This is a genomic window from Rudanella lutea DSM 19387, assembly GCF_000383955.1.
GTDB classification, from domain to species: domain Bacteria; phylum Bacteroidota; class Bacteroidia; order Cytophagales; family Spirosomataceae; genus Rudanella; species Rudanella lutea.
In genome coordinates this window covers 1,722,389-1,742,818 of sequence record NZ_KB913013.1, presented here as the reverse complement: position 1 = coordinate 1,742,818, position 20,430 = coordinate 1,722,389, and the positions used below count along the sequence as shown (strand labels likewise).

13 protein-coding genes are annotated in these 20,430 nt (G+C 56.1%); 3 read left to right on the top strand and 10 right to left on the bottom strand.

Annotation, left to right across the window (positions count from 1 at the left end; translation table 11 throughout):
* Positions 1-244: 244 nt before the first annotated feature.
* Positions 245-4,771, bottom strand: a complete 4,527-nt coding sequence (locus RUDLU_RS27050; RefSeq protein WP_044129371.1) for a putative Ig domain-containing protein — start codon at positions 4,769-4,771, stop codon at positions 245-247.
* A gap of 670 nt (positions 4,772-5,441) precedes the next feature.
* Here RUDLU_RS27050 and RUDLU_RS0107165 point away from each other — a divergent pair.
* The gene (locus tag RUDLU_RS0107165; protein WP_019987681.1) at positions 5,442-8,096 is read left to right on the top strand and encodes a PAS domain-containing sensor histidine kinase; all 2,655 of its coding nucleotides are present in this window, start codon (positions 5,442-5,444) and stop codon (positions 8,094-8,096) included.
* Here the strand turns inward: RUDLU_RS0107165 and RUDLU_RS0107160 are convergent.
* The 5 genes from RUDLU_RS0107160 to RUDLU_RS0107140 form a co-directional block, all read right to left on the bottom strand.
* Positions 8,093-8,875, bottom strand: a complete 783-nt coding sequence (locus tag RUDLU_RS0107160) for a 3-keto-disaccharide hydrolase (RefSeq protein ID WP_019987680.1) — start codon at positions 8,873-8,875, stop codon at positions 8,093-8,095. The genes RUDLU_RS0107165 and RUDLU_RS0107160 overlap by 4 nt on opposite strands.
* A gap of 171 nt (positions 8,876-9,046) precedes the next feature.
* Positions 9,047-10,447: a glycoside hydrolase family 88/105 protein gene (locus tag RUDLU_RS0107155; RefSeq protein WP_019987679.1), complete on the bottom strand. Its 1,401-nt coding sequence runs from the start codon at positions 10,445-10,447 to the stop codon at positions 9,047-9,049.
* A 54-nt stretch (positions 10,448-10,501) separates the two neighbouring features.
* Positions 10,502-11,401 (bottom strand): winged helix-turn-helix domain-containing protein, encoded by a 900-nt coding sequence (locus tag RUDLU_RS0107150; RefSeq protein WP_019987678.1) that lies wholly within the window; start codon positions 11,399-11,401, stop codon positions 10,502-10,504.
* Positions 11,402-11,408: 7 nt separating this feature from the next.
* The gene (locus RUDLU_RS0107145) at positions 11,409-11,855 is read right to left on the bottom strand and encodes a hypothetical protein (protein ID WP_019987677.1); all 447 of its coding nucleotides are present in this window, start codon (positions 11,853-11,855) and stop codon (positions 11,409-11,411) included.
* Between the two features lie 4 nt (positions 11,856-11,859).
* Positions 11,860-12,267, bottom strand: coding sequence for a hypothetical protein (locus tag RUDLU_RS0107140; RefSeq protein WP_019987676.1), 408 nt, complete (start codon positions 12,265-12,267; stop codon positions 11,860-11,862).
* 247 nt (positions 12,268-12,514) lie between these two features.
* Between RUDLU_RS0107140 and RUDLU_RS0107135 the strand changes: the two genes are divergently transcribed.
* On the top strand, positions 12,515-14,215 hold the full coding sequence (locus RUDLU_RS0107135; protein WP_044130028.1) for a M14 family metallopeptidase: 1,701 nt from the start codon (positions 12,515-12,517) through the stop codon (positions 14,213-14,215).
* A gap of 36 nt (positions 14,216-14,251) precedes the next feature.
* Here the strand turns inward: RUDLU_RS0107135 and RUDLU_RS0107130 are convergent, their stop codons facing one another.
* From RUDLU_RS0107130 to RUDLU_RS0107115, 4 genes are all read right to left on the bottom strand, one after another.
* Positions 14,252-14,776 carry a hypothetical protein gene (locus RUDLU_RS0107130; RefSeq protein ID WP_019987674.1) on the bottom strand — a complete coding sequence of 175 codons (525 nt, stop codon included), beginning with the start codon at positions 14,774-14,776 and terminating at the stop codon, positions 14,252-14,254.
* A gap of 134 nt (positions 14,777-14,910) precedes the next feature.
* On the bottom strand, positions 14,911-17,037 hold the full coding sequence (locus tag RUDLU_RS0107125) for a M3 family metallopeptidase (RefSeq protein ID WP_019987673.1): 2,127 nt from the start codon (positions 17,035-17,037) through the stop codon (positions 14,911-14,913).
* 113 nt (positions 17,038-17,150) lie between these two features.
* Positions 17,151-18,374: a hypothetical protein gene (locus RUDLU_RS0107120; RefSeq protein ID WP_019987672.1), complete on the bottom strand. Its 1,224-nt coding sequence runs from the start codon at positions 18,372-18,374 to the stop codon at positions 17,151-17,153.
* 255 nt (positions 18,375-18,629) lie between these two features.
* Complete coding sequence (locus RUDLU_RS0107115) at positions 18,630-19,652, bottom strand: alkaline phosphatase D family protein (RefSeq protein ID WP_019987671.1); 1,023 nt, start codon at positions 19,650-19,652, stop codon at positions 18,630-18,632.
* A gap of 101 nt (positions 19,653-19,753) precedes the next feature.
* Between RUDLU_RS0107115 and RUDLU_RS0107110 the strand changes: the two genes are divergently transcribed.
* On the top strand, positions 19,754-20,335 hold the full coding sequence (locus RUDLU_RS0107110; protein WP_019987670.1) for a Crp/Fnr family transcriptional regulator: 582 nt from the start codon (positions 19,754-19,756) through the stop codon (positions 20,333-20,335).
* The last annotated feature ends 95 nt before the right edge of the window (positions 20,336-20,430 follow it).

Sequence of the window (20,430 nt, the reverse complement as noted above, 5' to 3'; positions counted from 1 at the left end):
ATATTGCGTAGAAGACGCGATATTATAAAGCAATTAAAGTCCGAACGGAAACTTTTTCTGGTAGTCGGTCGAGATAAGTTATATGACTGACTGTCAATGTTTGAGTAGAGAAAATTGAGTTTATGAAATAGATTGAAGTATAGAGGTAGTTTACAAAGTAGTAGTATTAATCCCTGAGTAAATGGTATGAAAGAGGCCCCTCAAATTGAGGGGCCTCTTTCAGTTTTTTGCGAAAAAACGAAGATTACTGCTTCACAATTTTCACGGTTTGTTTCTGGGTGTCGGTAGTAACCTGGAGTAAATAAATACCCGTAGCATTACCCAGTTCGATACGCTGCCGTAGGGTGCCTTGTACCGGTTGTGCTGAGTTCTGGTTGATCACCCGACCCTGTACCGTTGTCAATACAAATCGCACTGCTTCCTGACCGGCTCCGCGTACGTCGACCTCAACAGCTTCGCTCGTGGTGGGGTTACCCAGCACCGTGACGTTTAGCTCGGCAGCTGCCTCGCGGGCGATCCGGGCAGGAACAGCCGTACAGTACTGCTTGAAGTTGAAGCTAAAGGTGTTGCTCTGTACGCTACCCTGGCTAACACGCAGACTGAACGGGCCAATATCAGACGAAGCCGTATTGATAGCCCGCAACAGATCAGGACCATCGACGCTACGCAGACAGTTGGTCGGATCAGCGTTGCTCAACCCAACTATGTTGGCGTAACTAATCGCGCTGCCGTTGCCACCACTGGTCAGAATCCGGAACGTACCCGTCTGGCAATTCACATCTGTTACCCCTGTTACCTGAAGCGACTGACCAATGGTGCTGGCCGAGCTGCCGCAGGTGGTAGTTGCCGTTGGCGGGGTAGTGGTAGTACCCGAGCCGGGGTTGGCGCAGAAAGCACCAAAGTCAAACGTGATGCTTACCGTTACACCGCTTTGGGTTGCCGAGATGGTCAGCGGTTTGGCATCGGCGCGCAGGCCCGCTTCTACTACACCCGTATTGCTGGTGGCTGAAGCCCGCCGTACACCTACTGCTGAGTACGTAATGGTTGTACCATCGCCACCCTGGGTGTTGAAGGTAATGTCGCCCGTTGCACAGTTGTAGGTGGGTGGCAGCAGCGCCAGAGCTGAGCCCGAAGGCGGGGTAGTGGTTGTACCCGAGCCGGGGTTGGCGCAGAAAGCGGCAAAGTCAAACGTGATGCTTACTGTAGTACCACTCTGGGTTGCCGAGATAGTCAGCGGTTTGGCATCGGCGCGCAGACCGGCTTCTACCACACCCGTGTTGCTGGTGGCTGAGGCCCGTTGAACACCAATGGCTACATACGTAATGGTCGTACCGTCGCCACCCGTAGTGTTAAACGTGATGTCGCCTGTAGAACAGTTGTATGTCGGTGTCAGTAGGGTCAGCGCCGAGCCCGAAGGCGGAGCAGTGGTCGTGCTGGCAACCGGGCTAACTGTAATAGCAAAGGTTACCGACGCTGAGAGGCTGCCGGGGTCGGTGGCTGAAACCGTTACGTTGACTGTACCCGACATCGACGGGGTACCGGTGATCGTACGCGACGTGGCGTCAAAGCTCAGGCCGTTGGCGGGCAGGCCTGTTGCTGCGTAAGTAAGTGCGTCGCCGTTGGGGTCCGTAAAGACAGGAACCGTGAAGCTAAAGGCGGTGCCTACTGTAGCTGACTGCGGAGCTACCGTGGGAGCGACCGGGGCTAGGTTCTGCGGGGGAGCCGGGCTGATCGTGATAGTAAATGTCACGGATGCCGAGAGGCTACCGGGATCGGTGGCCGTAACGGTTACGTTGACTGTACCCGTTGTCGAAGGCGTACCCGTGATCGCACGCGACGTGGCATCAAAGCTCAGACCGTTGGCGGGTAGGCCCGTAGCTGCGTAGGTAAGTGCGTCGCCGTTGGGGTCCGTAAAGACAGGAACCACGTAGCTAAATGCAGCCCCTACCGTAGCTGACTGCGGAGCTACCGTGGGAGCTACCGGGGCCAGGTTTTGCTGAGTAACCGATACGCTAACTGTTGTGCTGGTAGTTTGGGCGGTGGGCGACGTAGCATCCACGGCTGTTACCGTAAACGTTTGTACACCAGCCGACAGGCCGGATACGGAAGCTGTGTTGCCGCTCGGCGTGATGGTGCCGGGGCCGCTAAACGAGTAGGTGTACGGCGACGAGCCACCGGCTACCGTAGCCGACAGCGTGGTGGTACCTGAAGTGGTAATGGCGCTTGGCGAGGCCGAAGCGGTCAGCGTCAGGGCCGTTACCGGTGCCGCAAAAGCGAAACGAGTCAGCGATGGATAGTGGTCCGACGTTGAGTTCAGGTAGTTGGCGATGATCGGGCGAACCGACGTTGTGGCGTTGGCGATCGTGTTTGCAAACAGTTCGTTCGACACCATGATGTGGTCGATAGCGTCGGGATAGCCGCCCGTGGTTGAGCAGGCACTCTGGTTGAACACGCTCGTTACCACCCTGTAGTTGCCCGCATCATCCACAAATGGTTTGTAGGGCGATGGGTTGCCTACTGCAATCGAAACGTCAACGTCGTCGTTGTAGTCACCCGTCAGAATAACCGCATCATTCGGGAAGTCAGCATCCATCCGCTGCTTCAGCGCGTTGAGGTCATACACCCGACGCGCGAGGTCTTCAGTAGCTGAGCCTGATTTAGCGTGAATATTGATCACGCGGACCCGACGCGTAGCCCCGTTGATGTTTACGTCGGCCGTAAACAGGAATGGGAAGCGGCCCGAAGCCCAGAAACTGCTGTTGTTACCAGTTGGGTAGTTGCTCACCGGGAAGTCGGTCAGGTACGCGCGCGTTTCGCCAATTACCGGCGTTACGGTGCTTGTTTTGTACACTACGCACACCCGCTGTCCGAAGGCATCGGGTGGGTTTGAGAAGCTGTACGAGTAGCGATCAGAGCAAACGTACGAGTAACTGCCCAATTGGCTAACTGTAGCCGCAAAACGGGGCAGGTCGCTGATTTCCTGGATGGCGTAGATGTCGGCATTCAGGTTTTGCAGAACCGTCCGGACGTTGGTGGCTTGCTGATCGTTGTTCGAGGGACCGTTGGTCGGGTGTCCAAACCATTCCACGTTCCAGGTAACCAGATCGAAGCTGCTATCGTTACCTGATGTGGTACCGTCACCGGCGCAGAATGAGCCCGAAGCACCACCCGTAGCCGCGCCCGATACGTCGCGCAGAATCCGGCCCTGTAACTGCATATTGTCGTTGCCAGCCGCGGTCGAGCCGTTCACAAAACGTTCGGCAATACCGGTCAGGGTAGCCGTAGTAGGCTTGGTAGCCCCGGCGAGTTCAGAGCTGGCATTGACCCGGAAAATACCGTTCTGGCCACCGGCAGTAATCGAGTAGTTGCTTGAGGTGGTGGCAAACGTTGTGCCACCACTCGTAAAGGTAGCGTCGGCAAGTTGCACCAGTCGGCCCTGATTGGCCGATAGCTGGTCAATTGACGTAATCACAACCGGAGCCGGCACGTCGACCGAAGTACCCTTGGTAATGGTATAACCCGTGGGCGAGTCGATTTCGAGATACCCGTTGAATACTTTCACAAGGCCCGTTACGCGAACCAGATCACCCAGTTCGGCCACGCTGCCAATGGCAACAGCGGGCGATGCACCGCTGAAAACGGCCATACCTGCCGTGGCATCCTGAATGTAGAACAACCGGCCGCCAAACTGCGAGCTTACCGTTACCCGACCTTCAACGGTGACGGTGTTACCGCTCAGCGTACGGGCCGTGGCAATCGAAATGGGTGCCCCAACGGGAACGCTCACTGTACCGCTTACGCTCACGGTAGCTGTGAGTACACCGCTCGTGTGCGTGATATTGCCCGAGAATGGGCCAGCAGGAGCACCATCCGACAAACGAACAAAAATAACGGTCGAGGTAGTGGCCGCCGGAATAGTCAGCGAGCCGGTGTAGGCGCTGCCTGAGGTGGTCGAAATCTGCACATTGCCCGAAGCCGTCACTGTTACATCATTCGTCAGATTGGCTGTTGTGACGGTGTACGACTGCTCGGCCGAGGCCGTACCCAGCGAGGTTGTGAAACCCGACAGGGCATTGGGGCTAACGGCCAATGAGGGGCTGTTGGCCGGGTTGATCGTCAACGTAAAGGTGGTGGCTACCGAGAGGCTGCCGGGGTCGGAGGCAACAACGGTTACCGAACTGCCCCCAGCCGTGGTGGGCGTACCCGTAATGGCCGAGGTCGACGACGAAAAGCTCAAGCCGTCGGGCAGACCGCTAACCGTGTACGTCAGGGCATCGTTGTTCGGGTCTGAGAATGTATTGGCCGGAATAACAAAGTTAAACGGTGTACCCGCCGTGCCCGTTTGGGCCGGAATGGCGTTGGCTACTACAGGTGGCTGTGGACCGGTGACCTGAATAGTTGCTGTTACGCTTAAATCATCAATGCCAAAGCCATGATCGTTACCTGAATCATTCAGATCATTCCACCGAAGAATAATTGATTCTCCATTGGCAACAGGTGTTGTAAATGTAATGAGCTGCGATAACGTAGTGCGGTTAGCTGAAGCGTTACCGTCGAGTGCTGCCGCAGTAGCTGTGTTTACAAGAGTCGTAAACGATAGATTAGAAACTGAGGTGTATCCACTTGTTGCCGAAAGTGATAAGGTACTTCCAGTGGCGTACTCAAAAGCAAGTATTTGCGCCGTTGTATTACCGCCGTTTCTCCATTGTTCCCCCGTGTAGGTAACACTCAGAGACGTTATCGCCGACCCTGTATTGTTCGTAAAAAGCACACCATAGCGAAGGGCAACCGCGCCCGTACCTGGCGAGCCTAATCCCGCTGCGCCAGACGCTGATGAGCCCAGCGCCCGGTCAGTTGAAGCAGAGGAACCAAAATTGAAAAATGCCCCTGCATTTGATGAACCGGTACCGATACTAAGTGAGGTCAATGGGGCTCCTGTACTGTTCACTGCATACCACCCGGGCAAGGTTGAATTGTTTGCCCAAGTCATGTTTGCAGAACTAGACAGACTATTAAAGTCCTGCGTGTAGGTCAGGCTGCCTGAAGTCAGACTCACCTGTGCCCAGGCACTTTGTGCTGACAAGGCCAGCAGCATAAGCCACAGCCAGGTCAGCGGTCGTGTTAATAGATGTTTTGTCATGAAATGAATTAGAGATTAAATAATAACAAAAGTAAGACATGCGGTTGGTTTCTCACGTCACCCTAAGATTAAGTTATTTTTACGAATTGTAAATTTGGGATACTTGGAAGAGAAAGTCTTCTTTGCGTGGTTATTAAGTAGTACACGAGGGTAGTGACGCTGGTAAAATACTGACAAACAATGTATTCATCAAGCCTCGATTCGGTGCTCTTAATCTTTCGTTTTGGTAGGAATAACCTCGCTCGTACTGTAACTTGCCCGCTCGTAACGCCTTGTACGTAGCCGTTGAATGTAAATTTGTATGCTGTCGGTTCAGCTTCCTGAGAGTCAGTTTTTTGAACTTCTCGACACCCTGCCCGGTGCCGCGGTCTGGATGCAGTGCATCCGCAACAATCACGGCGAACCAATTAACTTCCGGGTCCGATTCGTGGGCCAGGAAGCGGGTAAACTGCCCAATACGTTGGGTGCTTTCTCGCCCGGCACCATGCTGCTTCACGGCGAGACGCCCTCTGCCACCCAACAGGCTCACTTTCGGCAGTTGGTGAGCGTTCTGCAAACAGGACAACCCTACCAGATTACACAAGGGCACCTGACCGAAGAATACCGTCCGATGGCCGACGGGGTGCTGTGCCTGATTAAGCCTACACCCGTCGATGCAAACCCGGGCAGTTGGAGCCAGACCATGATCGAGGGGACAACGCAGGGCGTCATGTTGCTCGAACCCGTCTTTGCCGAAGACCGTATTACTGACTTTCGGATTTTGGCCGCCAATCCGGCGCTGAGTGTGATGACGCATGTTACACCGGCTGAAGCCATCGGGCGGCTTCATAGTGAAGTGTTCCCGCAGTACCGGGCCGATGGATTCTTCAGACAGTTTTGCGCTACGTACACCGACGGGCAGCCGCGCCGGGTAGAGTCGTACTACAGCGATGAACAGTTGCAGGGATGGTTTGAGGTGGCCGCTGTTCGACACGGTAACGGACTGGTACTCACGTTCTCTAATAGTACCGAGGCCCGCCAGTATAAAAAAGCCCTCGAAGAAACCAATACCTATTTACAGCGCATTATCGACTCGTCGCAAACGGGGATTCTGGTCCTCAAGCCAGTATGCAATGAAGCGGGTGAGGTAATCGATTTTCAGTTTACCCGGTCCAACCGGCTTACCGAGGCTTTTGTGGGGCAACAACCCGAAACCCTTCGGCAGGCGCTCGTAGAACGGTGGGCGAATATCATCCGGGAGCCGGCTCTGATGGAGCGCTACCGACATACCTATCATACGGGTGAAAACGCACGCTTCGAAACCAACTACAACCTCGACGGTTTCGATGTTTGGTTCAATGTGCAGTGCACTCGGCAGGACGACGAGGTACTGGTGACATTCACCGACATTACGGCCCTCAAAAAGACCCAACAGACTCTCGAATGGCAGTTGAGTCGTAACCGTGAGCAGGCGGGTTTGCTCAATAGTATTCTCGATAGCTCCGATAACGGCATTATGGCTTTCGAGGCCATTCGCTCGCCTGAGGATGGAAATAAAATTGTTGATTTCAGGTTCCTGATGGCGAATCAGGCCAGTACAAACGTAACCGGGCGGGCTCCGTCGAGCGTAATTGGACGAACCTTACTGCGGGTATTTCCGGGCAATGCTGATTCGGGCTTATTTGATGGCTATGTACACACCACCGAAACCGGCGAGCCGTATCATACCGAAGTGTACTACAATTACGATGGGCTTGATTTTTGGCTCACCATTTCGGCGCATAAGCTGGGCGATGGGTTTGTGGTAACCTTTTCTGATGTGTCGGCCCTGAAACGGGCGACGCGCATTGTGGAGCAGTCGGCAATGAAACTCCAAACCATCATCAACTCGTCGCAAACGGGAATTATTCTGTACGAGCCTGTCAAAAATGAGCAGGGTGAGCTGGTTGATTTCCGTATCCGGCGGGCCAACCGGCAAATTGCGGGTTATATGAAGCTTGAGCCTGAAGACATGGTGGGAGCCCTTGCCAGTGAGTGGTTTCCCGACTACAAAAACCAGGGCTTGTTTGCGCAGTATTGCCACACCTACCGCACGGCCGAAACCCTGCACTTCGATTTTAACTATGAGGACGGCGAAATGAGCCTCTGGTTCGATATCATCAGCACCAAAATGGGCGACGATGTGCTGGTGACGCTGGTCGACTATACCACTCTCAAACGTCTGCAACAGCAACTCGAAGGATCTGTTGCCGATTTGCAACGCTCCAACGACAATCTTCAGCAGTTTGCCTACGTAGCTTCGCACGACCTTCAGGAGCCCCTGCGCAAAATTCAGGCATTCGGCGACGTACTGAAGCTGAACTATGCGCCGTTGCTGGGGGAGGGGTCCGATATTATCACCCGGATGCAAGCGTCGGCCATGCGTATGTCGACGCTTATCCGTGATCTGCTCGAATACTCGCGTCTGTCAACTCAGACAATGCCTATGGGCCCTGTTGCCCTGAATAATGTAGTGAGTCTGGTACTTGAAGATCTGGATGTACCGATTAGTGAAACCCACGCATCCATTCAGTTTGCCGACCTGCCTACGGTGCGGGGCGAAGAATCGCAGCTTCGGCAGTTGTTTCAGAATCTTATATCTAACGCGCTCAAATTCCGTAAGCCAGAAGCCCAGCCGATCATCTCCATTCGGGCACAGACGGTGATGGCCGCCGAGCTACCCGCTGATGTCAGCCCCGTACGGAAAGCGTCCCGGTACCACATGATTACCGTATCCGACAACGGAATCGGGTTCGACGAGCGGTACCGGGAACGTATTTTTCAGGTATTCCAGCGGTTGCACAGCAAACTCCAGTACCCCGGCACGGGTATTGGGCTGGCTATTGTGCAAAAAGTGGTCGATAACCACGGCGGGGCCATTACGGCCTTCAGTACGATGGACGAAGGAGCCACCTTCGTGGTGTATCTGCCGTGCTAAAAATCAGTGTCGGCTTTCTTCAGGTCCAGCGGTTTAATCCAGATGTTGCGGTAGAGTACATTGTGCCCTTCGGCTTGTAGCTTGAGGCCACCCGGCGTGTCGGTGATGCCTTTGCCGCCGTCATTCCCCCCGTCGATACCGGAGTTGGGGCCACCCCACACTTGCTGAATTGGGCGGTTTACGTGCACCTTTTTGCCGTTGAAATAGAGGGTGACCATAGCGGGCTCCACGCGTTTGCCCCCGCTAAACCGGGCCGCCCGGAACGTAATGTCGTACGCATTCCATTTGCCGATTCCATTGTAGGCGTAGTAGGGCGAGGGCGACTCGTTGATGACAGCCGCCATGCCGTGGCTGGTGGTATCGCCGTCGAGCACCTGAATTTCGTACCGGTTTTGCAGGTACACCCCGCTGTTGCCACCTTTTTCGGGAATCAGAAATTCGACGTGAATACGGGCGTCCCGAAACTCTTTTTTCGTGACAATATCGGCGGCACCGTACTTGCCACCGGCCCCGGCCGGGTCGTTGGTATTGAGTACCTGCTCAGCCGGGTTGGTGGGGTTAGGCTGCAAAAACCACTTGATGGGCAAGGTAGCCGCCAGCCGGGGGCCTGCCCAGTAGGTCCATTTCTGGTCGAGCATAGCGCGGGTGCCGTCGAAAAACACCTCGGCTCCGTTTGGAGCTTTGGTACCAACGCCCACGGGCTCTTTGCGGAGGGTCGGTCGGGTGAGGCTCAAGGTCAGCAGAGCGGCAAATAAGGTCAGAGCGGTAAGAAGTCGCATGGTATAAACAGGATTTGAGATAAGAGAATGTACAATGAATAATGCACAATCATTACTGGACATTTGGACTTCAGACACCAGACGTTAGACTTACTATCTTTATAGAGGGAGATCTAACGTCTAATGTCCAACATCGACTGGGCACGTATTTGGACAGGGGTAGTTATTCGTTTATTTCATCATCAGCGCGCTGTCGTTAATGATAAACGACTGGTTTTTGAGCAGATTGATTACTTCGGCACCGGCCAGCAATACGGGGCCGTAACCGTGGGCCGCGTACACATTGATGGGACGGTGGTAATAGAACGCTGGATCGAACGCCATACCCGTACCCACGCAGGTGCCTTCTACCTGACCTTGTGCGTTTACTTTGGTGGCTACCGCATTCCAGGCAAGCAGGGCGGCTGGTGAATACGCCCGGGCGTCGATCCAGCCCCGGTTGATGGCCCGGGCCAAGCAGTAGGCGTAAATGGCCGTAGCCGACGTTTCGAGGTACGAGTCGTGCCGGTCGAGGAGTTGATGCCAGAATCCCGAGCCCGACTGTTGGGCCGTGAGGCCCCGTACGTGCGCCCGCAGCAAATCGAGCAGGGCCGCCCGGCCGGGGTGGTTTTCGGGCAATACATCGAGCAGTTCAATTTTGGTCAGAATAGCCCAGCCGTTGGCCCGTGCCCAGTGAAATTCGGGGTGAGCACTCATGCCCTCAACCCAACCGTGCATGTACAGGCCTTTCTGGGGGTTAAACATACGCCCGGAGAACAACGTCACCTGCTTCACGGCTTCGTCGTAATAGCGGGTCTCACCGGTGAGTTTCCCCATCTGCGCGATGGCGGGCACACTCATAAACAGGTCATCGAGCCAGAGGGTGCGGGGCAGAGGCCGGTTACGGGCCAGTGTTCCGTCGGCGAGCCGAAACTCCTTGTTCATGATGTAATCCATGTAGGCATCAATCTGGGGTCGGGCCGCGCTCGGTCGGGCTTGCTCAGTACCTACTCCGCCCGCACGGCTGGCTTTGATCAGAGCCGCGCACATAGCACCGGCATCGTCGAGGGCGTGGGGAGCCAGCATCTGACGGAGCGAACGGTCAAGCGGAGCCCCTTCAGTTTGGGCCTGAGCCAGAAACGGCGTGCGCAGGCTTGTCAGAAACTGAAGCCGTGAGTGGGTGTATTGGGTGTAGCGCGGGTCGCCGGTGGCCTCACCCGCCAGCAGCATGCCGGCGTAGGTAACGCCCCATTCGTAGCTGGTCAGTCGAAAATCACCGGGTTTAATAATAGCGTTGGCCCGTACCGAAGCGTCGGTCAGCCGACTCAGGTCGGTAATGGGTTTCTCGGTTGTTTTGTCGATTAGTTGGGCGGGCGTGTTGGCATCCAGATACGCAAAGACCCGGTCGAGTACTGCCTTCACCTGCGCCGGTTTGGGGGCATCGTACGGCACCGGGTAGTCGGGTTGCAGCGCGTGCAGGGGCGTGGTGCTGTCGTTGGCTTTAGGGGGTGTTTTTTTCTGGGCCAGCAAAACAGCGGGCAGTCCGGTGGTAAGCAGCAGGCTCAGGGTGAGCCGGGGCAGGAGCAACTTCATGGTTAACAAACGGGGTATTGCGTTGCCCTGATAAAGCAAACCTCGTACGTCTTTCTACCAATTCGCTACGGTAAGTCGGTAACCAACACCGTGCACCGCCACCAGTTTCAGCGTCGGGTCGGGCTGGAGTAGTTTCCGTAGCCGCGACACAAACACATCGACGCTGCGGCCTACCGTGACGCCCTCATCTTCCCAAACGGCACCCAGAATGGCCTCGCGGGTGAGCAGTTCGTTGGGGTGTTCGGCAAAGAGCCGGAGCAGTTTGGCCTCCCGGTAGGTAAGCGTATGGCTTACCTCGCCAATCCGTACGGTTTGGTTGTTGGGATCGAAATATACCGAACCGATGGTGAGGCCCGCCGGGGCCTGGGGCTGGGTTGCAGCCTCGGAGGTGGGCATGGGTTGGGCGTTAGGGCGGGGCCAGGCCGTGTACACAAAGCCCATGAGTAAAGCCAGACTGGCGAGCCCCCATCCGATGGCGGCCGGGGAGGTTGCCGGGGGCGTTTCGCGAAACGTAATCTGTAGGGTAGAGCAACCAGCCTGCTGATCGCGGCCGCTACAGGGCACTGTTTCCTGGGTGAGGAGGTCGCTGGCTGTGTAGCCGAGTTGCAGAGTCTGGGTGGCACAATCGAGAACGGCTACGTCGTACGTGCCCCGGATCTGGTACTGCTCAAACGAGGCCTGCAATAACCGGGGCAGCTGATCGTAGTTGAACGAGCGGGACAGCGTCAGCCGGAAGGTTTGCGCGTCGGGCTGGCTTACGGGCGCAATGCGCGAGGTGGAGTCGCCAGCGTGGCGCAGCAGGTGATGGGCCGTTCGGCGGAGGGCCAGATTGACCGCATCGGCCCGGTTCCGGTCGGCGGAGGGGGTAGCCTCCACCGACCGAATCGTAAACCAGCCTGCCAGCAGTAAAGCGGGCCCCAGTGCCAGTAAACCGAAAAGGCGTGTCTGTTTCATACAATCGTTAGCAGCCGTCGTTTTTGACGAGGGCAAACCTGAAAAAATTAAACGGTTTCAGCGGAATCACCTGCTTGCCCGACCCGTTTCGGCCTCCGGCCGTGTATTTGGGCTGGGTTGGTTCGAGAATCAGCAAATCTCCGTAGCGGGCCAGCGGCAGTAATTCGTTTAGCGGCAACGCGTACTGCTGCCCCGACTCGGCTCCCGACCTGGGCAGGATGTCTGTGTCGCCCCGACGAAGATACGCTTTAAACGGAATCGGTTGTCGCTTTTTTGATTCAGAACCAAGCTCATACAAGGCCAAAACGCCCCGGCTGCTGAGCGAGAACAGGCTTAAGTCAATGGGGTGGCCGTTGATGTGGGCCACCACCGGGGTGCGTTGCGCCCGGCTAAGGTTCGTTAGTAAGCAGAGAGCTAGCAAAAGGGTGCCAAATCGGGTTGAGTGCTTTGTCATGGTTTTATTGGATAAGGATTTCGTTGTGGGGAAGAGCATAGCGTGCGTCGAGGGTCAGCAACACAATCCGGTCGCCTTTGGAACAGTGTGCCAGCACCTGCTGAACAGGCACCCGCCGAAACGGCTTGTCGGCAAACAGGCGCAGGGTTCCGGTAGCTTTGTCGCGGATGGCTACTTTAAAGTCAATCGGTTCGAGGGCTCGCGACGATGTGGCCGATAGCTCGACGGTCTGCACCGTCAGTTCGCCGGTGGCCGAGGTCGCGAGGGTGCATTTACCCGTAGGGGTGTATTGGTCAACCACCATTTTGTCGCCCACAAACGCGGCCGAGCAGGCATGGGGTGTTTGGGCAAGGGTCATGGTGCCCCAAAGGCTCACCATCAGGAGGGTGAAAAGGTGTCGTGCAGTTGTCATTCGATTTGTCCGTTTGGTTCGAAACAAATCTAAATGGCCCGTCGGCAAGAGGGCGTCAAGCGGCTGTAAAACGTTGTTAACGAAATGTAAAAAGTGGTTTTAAGGGCGTTACGGGCATTTTCGCTCAGATTGTCGCCTGCTGTTTTAGAAGAGAGATGTCATCTCTCCGAAACGAGATGACATCTCTGGTGGCTAACTTAGGGGCGTGAAACACGCTACCCTGAATATCCTCATTTTTCTGTTGTCCATGCTGTTGGCAACGGCTGGTTGGGCGCAGCAAACCTCCCAACTCATTACACCCTACGAACGGAGTGGCGGCCGCCAAACGGCTACCTACGCCGAAATCATCGACTACTACGGGCGGCTCGACCGGCAGTTTGAGCAGGCCAAACTAATCGAAATTGGTAAAACCGACGTGGGAAAGCCCCTGCACCTGTTTCTGCTGGCGGCCGATAAGGTATTTACGGCCCGTCCCGACCGCGTCACTCTGCTTATCAACAACGGTATTCACCCCGGCGAGCCGGAGGGGATTGATGCCTGCATGATGCTGGCCCGCGATCTGCTGCTGGCCAATAAGCTGCCCAAACATGTACTGGTGGCTATTGTGCCGGTGCTCAACGTCGACGGGGCACTCAACCGGGGGCTGTCGCGAGTGAATCAGAATGGCCCTGAGCTGTACGGTTTCCGGGGCAACGCCCGTAACCTGAACCTCAACCGCGATTTTATCAAGGCCGATGCCGAGAACACGCGGGCGTTTCAGGCCATGTTTCAACGGCTCAAACCGCAAGTGTTCGTCGATAATCACACCAGCAATGGGGCCGATTATCAGTACGTTGTTACGTATTTCGCTACCCAGAAAGACAAGCTTCACCCCGACGTGTCGGGGTACATGACCCGGACCTTCCAGCCCGACCTCGACCGGATGCTGGCCGGTGCTGGTTTCCCGACGGCTCCCTACGTAAATCATCCCAAAGACACCCCCGAAAGCGGGTTGCTTGGCTTCAACGATTCGCCCCGGTACTCAACCGGTTACGCGGCCCTGTTCAACTGCTTCGGGTTTACGCTCGAAACGCATATGTGGAAAGACTACCCGGCGCGGGTCAAGGGGAGTTATGCCTTCGATGAGGCCGTTTTGCGCCTGTGCGAGCGCGATGCCCGGACGATTTTGGCCAATAAACAACGGGCCGATGCCGCCGTGAGCCGCCAGACAACCTTTGATTTGAATTACAGACTCGACCGGAACCGGGTCGATTCGGTGACGTTTTTGGGGTACGAAGCCGGTTACAAACCGAGCGAGGTGTCGGGACTACAACGGCTTTATTACGACCGTACCCGGCCGTTTACCAAACGGATTCCGTATCTGAACACCTTCGTGCCCGACCTTCGGCTGACCCGCCCGCAGGCCTACCTCATTCCGCAGGGCTGGCAGGAGGTGGTTACCCTGCTCCGGCGCAACGGCGTGCCTGTGCAGCGGCTCACCCGCGATACGCTCATGCAGGTGTCGGCCTATTACCTGGATGAGTACAAAACAAGCCCCCGGCCCTACGAGGGGCACTATCTGCACACGGGCGTGAAGGTTCGGACTGAAACCGTGACGCTGCCTTTTTACATGGGCGATTACCTCATTCCGGCCAATGGCCCCACCAATCGCTATCTGATTGAGACGCTGGAGCCGCAGGCCGCCGATTCGTTTTTTGCCTGGAATTTCTTCGATAGCATCCTCGATCAGAAAGAATATTTCTCGGATTACATTTTTGAAGACACGGCCGCCGAGTTGCTCCGTACCGACCCGGTCCTGCGGCAGAAGCTGACCGAAAAACGGGCCGCCGACAAAGCCTTTGCCGAAAATGCCAACGCACAGCTGGAGTTTATTTATCGGCAGACGCCCTATTTCGAAAAGACTTTCAACCGCTACCCGGTGTACCGGCTCGAAGCGGCCCGGCCGTAATCGTGGCCCGGCCGTAAGTCGCGGCCCGGCCTTGAGTTAGGGCACCGAAACGGTTCCCTCGTACTGTTTCGGCTCAGTATAGAGGGTGGTGTTCAGCAACTGCCACTCGACGGTGCCCATGACTGTGTACCGAAGTTGCCCTTTGCGGGCCTCCACGACCGACACATCGGCGGGGTGCCATTTTATGCCGCCGACGAATCCGGTCAACGTAGAGTATGCGTCAATCGGGCGGTTGGCGGTGGGGGTTGACCCGTACCGAATGCTTAGCCCGTACGTCAGCAGGGGCGTTTGTTCCAGGTTGATGTCTACCATCCGTATAGTACCCTGTTGCAGGCTGTCGACGGGGTTAAACACCCACGTTTGAGCCGTGTTTTTGAGCGCACCCCGACCGGCCGTCGGGCTATCGGTTGACCGCGAAACAAACGAGAGAATCCCGAAAACCAGAAACAGCGTTGTTGCCAGCCCCAACTCCTGTCGCAGAAGTTTGGTTGCCCGAAAGCAGGTAATGAGGAAAAGGATAAACACCGCGATGTTCAGAAGCGTCCAGAGCAGGTGTAGCATGAGGCTGGGTTAAAAAAAACCTGCAAGGTCTTTGCGACCTTGCAGGTTTGAATGGGATAAAAGAGACCTTACAGGTTTGAATGGGATAAAAAAACCTGCAAGGTCGCAAAGACCTTGCAGGTTTAGGCTTTAGGTTATATCTCCTTCAGCAACCCGCGCCGACGCAGCAGGGGCTTAATGTCGGGCTCGGCACCCCGGAACTTACGGTACAGGGCCATGGGGTCTTCGGTGCCACCCCGCTCCAGCACGTTTTTCCGGAACGACTGCGCCGATTTCTGATCAAACAGGCCTTTCTGCTTGAACACCTCGAAGGCGTCGGCATCGAGCACCGCCGACCAGATGTAGCTGTAGTAGCCCGCTGAGTAGCCCCCCGCAAAAATATGCTGGAAGTAGGTGCTCCGGTAGCGGGGCGGAATCTGGTCGATCAGCCCGATTTTGTCCATCGCCTGTTTCTCAAACGCCAGCACGTCGGTAGGTGTCTGCCCCGGTTTCAGGGTATGGTAGGCCATATCGAGCAACGAAGCCGCCAGGTATTCGCTCGTGGCAAACCCCTGGTTAAACAGGCTGCTCCGCTTGATTTTCTCCACCAGCGCGTCGGGAATCACCTCGCCGGTTTTGTAGTGCTTCGCGAAGAGTTTGAGCATTTCGGGCTCTACGGCCCAGTTCTCCATGATCTGTGAGGGCAGCTCCACAAAGTCACGCGGTACCGAGGTGCCCGACTGGCTTCCGTAACGAACATTGGACAGCAGACCGTGCAGGGCGTGGCCAAACTCGTGGAAGAACGTGCTCACTTCGTCGAGCGTAAGCAGGGCAGGGGCGCTGCCGGTTGGTTTAGAGAAGTTGCAGACAATCGAAACTACAGGCGTGATTTTCTTGCCGTTTTCGATCTCCTGACGCCGGTAGCTGGTCATCCAGGCACCACCGCGCTTGCTCGCCCGTGGGTGGAAATCCATGTAAATAAGGCCGATGTGTTTGCCGTCGGCTTCTTTGACCTCGTACACCGTGGCTTCTTCGTGGTAGAGGGGCACGTTGGTAAGGCGCTCAAACCGCAGGCCATAGAGCCGGTTGGTGAGGGTGAAGATCCCCTCGCGCACCCCTTCGAGCGAGAAGTAGGGGCGGAGTTCTTCTTCGTCGAGGGCGTACTTCTCTTTCCGCAGCTTCTCGGCATAGTAGCGCCAGTCCCAACCCGCCAGTTTCTGGCCTTTCCCGACGGATGGGTCTTTGTCCATCATAGCCTGAAGGTCGGCGGCCTCCTGCTTAGTCACGGGTACGGTGGCTGTCCAGAGCTGGTTGAGGAGTTCGGCTACTTTGGCGGGTGTTTGGGCCATGCTCTCTTCGAGCACGTAGGCCGCGTGGTTTTCGTAGCCGAGCAGCTGCGCTTTTTCGGCCCGCAAGGCTACCATGTTGGCCATGATGGCCTTGTTGTCGCGGGTGTCGTTGTGGTTGCCGCGTTCCAGATACGCCCGGAAGATTTTCTCGCGCAGAGCCCGGTTGTCGGCATACTGCAAAAACGGCATGATGCTCGGGTTCTGCAACGTAAACACCCATTTGTTGTCGAGCTTGCGCTTTTTGGCATCGTCGGCGGCAGCCGCAACCACTGATTCGGGCAAGCCCTTGAGGTCGTCGGCTTTGTCGATGACGAGGGTGTACGAGTTGTTTTCGCCCAGCAGGTTCTGGCCAAACTTGAGCGTGAGTACCGACAGCTCGCCGTTGATTTTACGCAGGCGCTCCTGCTTGTCGGCGGGCAGGGCAGCCCCGCTCCGCACAAAGTTTTTGTACATTTTTTCGAGCAGTCGCCCGGCATCGCCCGATAGCTTGAGCTTGTTCCGGCTTTCGTACACGGCTTTCACCCGGCCAAACAGCACGGGGTTGAGCATAATGTCGTCGGAATGCTTGGCCAGTTTGGGCGCTACGGTCTGGGCAATTTTCTGGAGCTGATCGTTGGTGTTGGCTCCGTTGAGGTTCCCTAATACCGTATTGACCCGCCGGAGCAACTCTCCGCTGGCTTCCAGAGCCTCTACCGTATTGGCAAAGGTGGGGGCTGCTTTCTGGCTCGTGATGGCCGTGATTTCGGCGGTTTGCTGCCGGATACCCTCGTCGATGGCTGGCTCGAAATGCTCAGGCTTGATCTGATCGAAAGGGGGAACGCCAAACGGCGTATTGTAGGCGCTAAAAAACGGGTTTGTAGTCGGCGGGTCGGCCGGGAGAGTGAAGCCCGTCATGGCAATGGTCAGTGCTAACAGGGTTGATGCGAGTTTCATGCGATGAAGTTAACTGGTCTGTTTTCGCAGATTTGCAAAGGCCAAATTTACAAAAAGGCGGGGTTAGTTGATAGCACTAACTCCGTTGTGGGTACCCTGTCGGTAGGCCTTGCTTACTTCATGGCCCGCACAAAAAACTCGGCGCTGATGGGTGGGCCATTGGCGGTACAAGTAGGCGAATACTCAATCAGGTTGCCTGAGAGTCTTCCTTTTACGTATTGGCCCGGTTTGTAGGTTTCAAATACAACCTGCCCGATGGCGTACACGTCCTGACCGTTGCAGTTGTGGTGACCCGAGTCGTACTGGGTGCCGCCATTGAATGCAAACACAACCCGGCATTTGCCTGCTTCGCTTACATTGTTGAACCGGAGTACGTTGCCTTCGGTGCCATTGGCGAAATTGATGCTTAGCATCTCGGTAGCGTTGCCGCCCACAACGGCTGAGTACTCGGGTTCTTCGTCGTTGAGGTACACACCCAGGTTGTACACGCGCTCTTTTCCTAAAAATTTGACCTTTACGTACCCCCGTCCGATGTGCACTTGCCGCAACAAAATCATTTTGGCCGGGCTGTTGCCAAACGTCAGTTCAACCGATAGCGTCACGGGGTTTTGTCTGGGTTCGGTGCGAGGGGCGGTGTAGGTGGCGGTGTAGCCATCAGGCCGTAATACGCCCTCGCCAATAAGCGACCATTTAGGGCCTGAACCCCCGGTTTTGATCACGAGCGGTTCTTCGGTTTTGCCCGTCAGCGGGGCTATCTCAACAACTTCCAGCGTCATCGACTCACCGAAGTCCAGAAATATATCGTCTCCGCCCGAGACACTCACCAGATGGAAACTCTCAAACAGACTCCAGTCGCTGAAGTGGGGCATAGGCACCGAAATTTCCTGCTTCTGCGGGTTCATCTGTTTGCCGGGTACGGCATACCACACTTGGTTGGTGCGCTGGTAGGCAATGCCGAGGGCTTCGGGGGCGCTGTTGGCTACGTCTGATTCTATGTAGGCAAGGGTGAGGGTGGCCGGTTTCCTGAACTGAAGTCCGTCGGGTAAAAATCGATAGGCTTGCCCTACGCCGTTGGGGGTGTTGTTGGTGATGGGTTGAATCGAAATCGCGGTTGGTTTGTCCACCGCCCCGGCCGGAATCAAGAGCCGCACGCGCCCATCGGGGGTAGCGAGATTGCCACCTTCGGGACCAACCGTTTGGGTGAGGGATGGCCCATCGGGTTCACCCAAATCGGTGATTTCGCCCGTCTGATCGGGCTCCACAACGGGGTTGGGTTCGGTGCGGCAGGCGCTCAGGCATAGCCATACCGACAGGAGGGAGTAGCATAGTGTTTTCACGGGCAGAGACAGGTATTTGTTGCGTCAGCGTTGTTTGCTGTTGCTCCAAAATTGTCTTGTCCGTTGCGCAGGGCCATTTCAAACCCGCCTGAGTTGCCAGAAGGGCCTCCAGAAATGCCGTTTTGTTCGGATGAGTTGGTTTTAGCGGTTTATTGTTTTTGGTTTATCGTTTTTGGCTGAGCTGGAGTGTGGGCTAATACCCCGAACAGCCATCCAACCAAAAACGATAAACCAAAAACCAAAAACAATAAACTTCTAGAACCGAATCGTCTGGGTCAGGTGCGTGCTGTCGGCATCGCCTTTGATGCGTACCGTAGCCGACAGGGGTTTCTGGCCCCAGTTGACCGTAATGTGGCCGTAGTTCAGTTTGGCTACCATCTCGCCTACGCGGTGGCGGTTGGGTTCTACGTGTGGCTTCGATACGTGGGTGAGGCCGCTGCTGGTGATGTCGTACAGGTCATACCCGAGCCCCGGAATGCTCACTTTGGCTACCTCAGCAATGTGCCGGTCGCCACTGATCAGTATGGCTCCTTTGGGTTTGGTTTTACCCAGCAGATCGAACAGGCGCTGACGGGCGGTGGGGAAATTGGCCCACTTCTCGTAAGGGTGCTCGTCGGCGATAAACTGAATCCCACAGCCAATAATGTGCACCTCGGCATCGGAGTTGGTCAGTTGGGTTTCGAGCCATTTCCACTGAGTCTCGCCCAGAATATCGCCTGTAGGGTCGGGGACGTTATTGCGACCCTCTTTCCTGAGCGGATCGCGGAAGTACCGGCCGTCGAGCAGAATCACCTTCACGCGCTGCCCCCTGGGTCCGTACGTGTGAACCGAGTACGCGCCTTCCTGAGTACGCCGGGGACTGTTGGCGGGCACATCGAAGAAATCGAGCATCAGCTGCTGGCTCTCGCGCCGGCGTGGGTACTCTTTGCCGCCGTCATTAACGCCATAGTCGTGATCGTCCCAAACGCCAATAACCGAGGTCGACTGCCGCAACTGGGTGTAAACCGGGTTACTCTTCTGCCGGGCATACTTATTGCGCAGTGTATCAAGGTTTTCCGAATCGCCGTAGATGTTGTCGCCCAACCAAATCCAGACGTTCGGCTTTTGGGCCAGAATATCGTCCCAGAGGGGTTGGGGGCGTTTCTGGTCGCTGCACGAACCAAACGCAATGACCGAAACGGGCTGTTGTCCACCTGACGCCGAGGTGTTGGGCGTGGTAGTCCGGCAGCCGGTAGCAAAAACGCACCCGAGCAGGCCGAGTGTGAACAGGTTCTTCATGAAAGCAAAGTAGTTTTGTAATTCTGGCAATATTAAAACGACCCGGCCTTTTTTATATACTTTTCAAAATTTGTTAACACAGAACAAAGGGGAGCAGCTACATGACTTTGGCGTCTATTTCGGATTACTTCCTGGATCAAGTACCCGATGCCTGCACTCGCTGTCGGGTGGAGCGGGGGGAGTACGTCTACAAGGTGGGCGACAACCAGCCCCTTATCTACCTCATTGAGCGGGGCGTGGTAAAAACGGGTAGCCTGGGCCCGCAGGGTGAGCGGGTGGTGTACGATGTGCTTCAACCGGGCGAGACGTTCGGGGATCTGGATTACCTCGACGAGGTAGAGTTTTTCGAGTTTGCCCAGGCCGCTACGAGTGCGGTGGTGCTGGCGGTAGATCGCTCGGTGTTTCGTCACCGTACCGTTCACGACCCGGTGGTGGCCGAATGGTTTGGGCAGGCCGTGGTACGCCGATGGTACAAGGCCGAGGTGAGGCTGTTGCAGCGCGCCCGCGAAACCGTCGAAAATCGCCTGCTGCATCTGTCCCGGCAGTACGGCACACCCGTGCGTGATGCCGACCACGGGCTACACCTGCCCTTCGAACTGCTGTCGCATCAGGAAATGGCCGATTTGGTGGGGGCCACCCGGCAAACGGTCTCGAAAAAACTCAAGCAGGTTATCCGGCGCTGATGCCCGTGTTTGTTACCCGAATGTGTGTACAATGTTATGCCAATGCTACGTTTCGGGCGCTGCGGGCGGGGGTGTTTAACCAATTCGTTAAGAGT

Coding starts and splice junctions, on each gene's coding strand:
- RUDLU_RS0107165 (WP_019987681.1), top strand. CDS start 5,442: ATGCTGTCGGTTCAGCTTCCTGAGAGTCAGTTTTTTGAACTTCTCGAC.
- RUDLU_RS0107160 (WP_019987680.1), bottom strand. CDS start 8,875: ATGCGACTTCTTACCGCTCTGACCTTATTTGCCGCTCTGCTGACCTTG.
- RUDLU_RS0107155 (WP_019987679.1), bottom strand. CDS start 10,447: ATGAAGTTGCTCCTGCCCCGGCTCACCCTGAGCCTGCTGCTTACCACC.
- RUDLU_RS0107150 (WP_019987678.1), bottom strand. CDS start 11,401: ATGAAACAGACACGCCTTTTCGGTTTACTGGCACTGGGGCCCGCTTTA.
- RUDLU_RS0107145 (WP_019987677.1), bottom strand. CDS start 11,855: ATGACAAAGCACTCAACCCGATTTGGCACCCTTTTGCTAGCTCTCTGC.
- RUDLU_RS0107140 (WP_019987676.1), bottom strand. CDS start 12,267: ATGACAACTGCACGACACCTTTTCACCCTCCTGATGGTGAGCCTTTGG.
- RUDLU_RS0107135 (WP_044130028.1), top strand. CDS start 12,515: ATGCTGTTGGCAACGGCTGGTTGGGCGCAGCAAACCTCCCAACTCATT.
- RUDLU_RS0107130 (WP_019987674.1), bottom strand. CDS start 14,776: ATGCTACACCTGCTCTGGACGCTTCTGAACATCGCGGTGTTTATCCTT.
- RUDLU_RS0107125 (WP_019987673.1), bottom strand. CDS start 17,037: ATGAAACTCGCATCAACCCTGTTAGCACTGACCATTGCCATGACGGGC.
- RUDLU_RS0107115 (WP_019987671.1), bottom strand. CDS start 19,652: ATGAAGAACCTGTTCACACTCGGCCTGCTCGGGTGCGTTTTTGCTACC.
- RUDLU_RS0107110 (WP_019987670.1), top strand. CDS start 19,754: ATGACTTTGGCGTCTATTTCGGATTACTTCCTGGATCAAGTACCCGAT.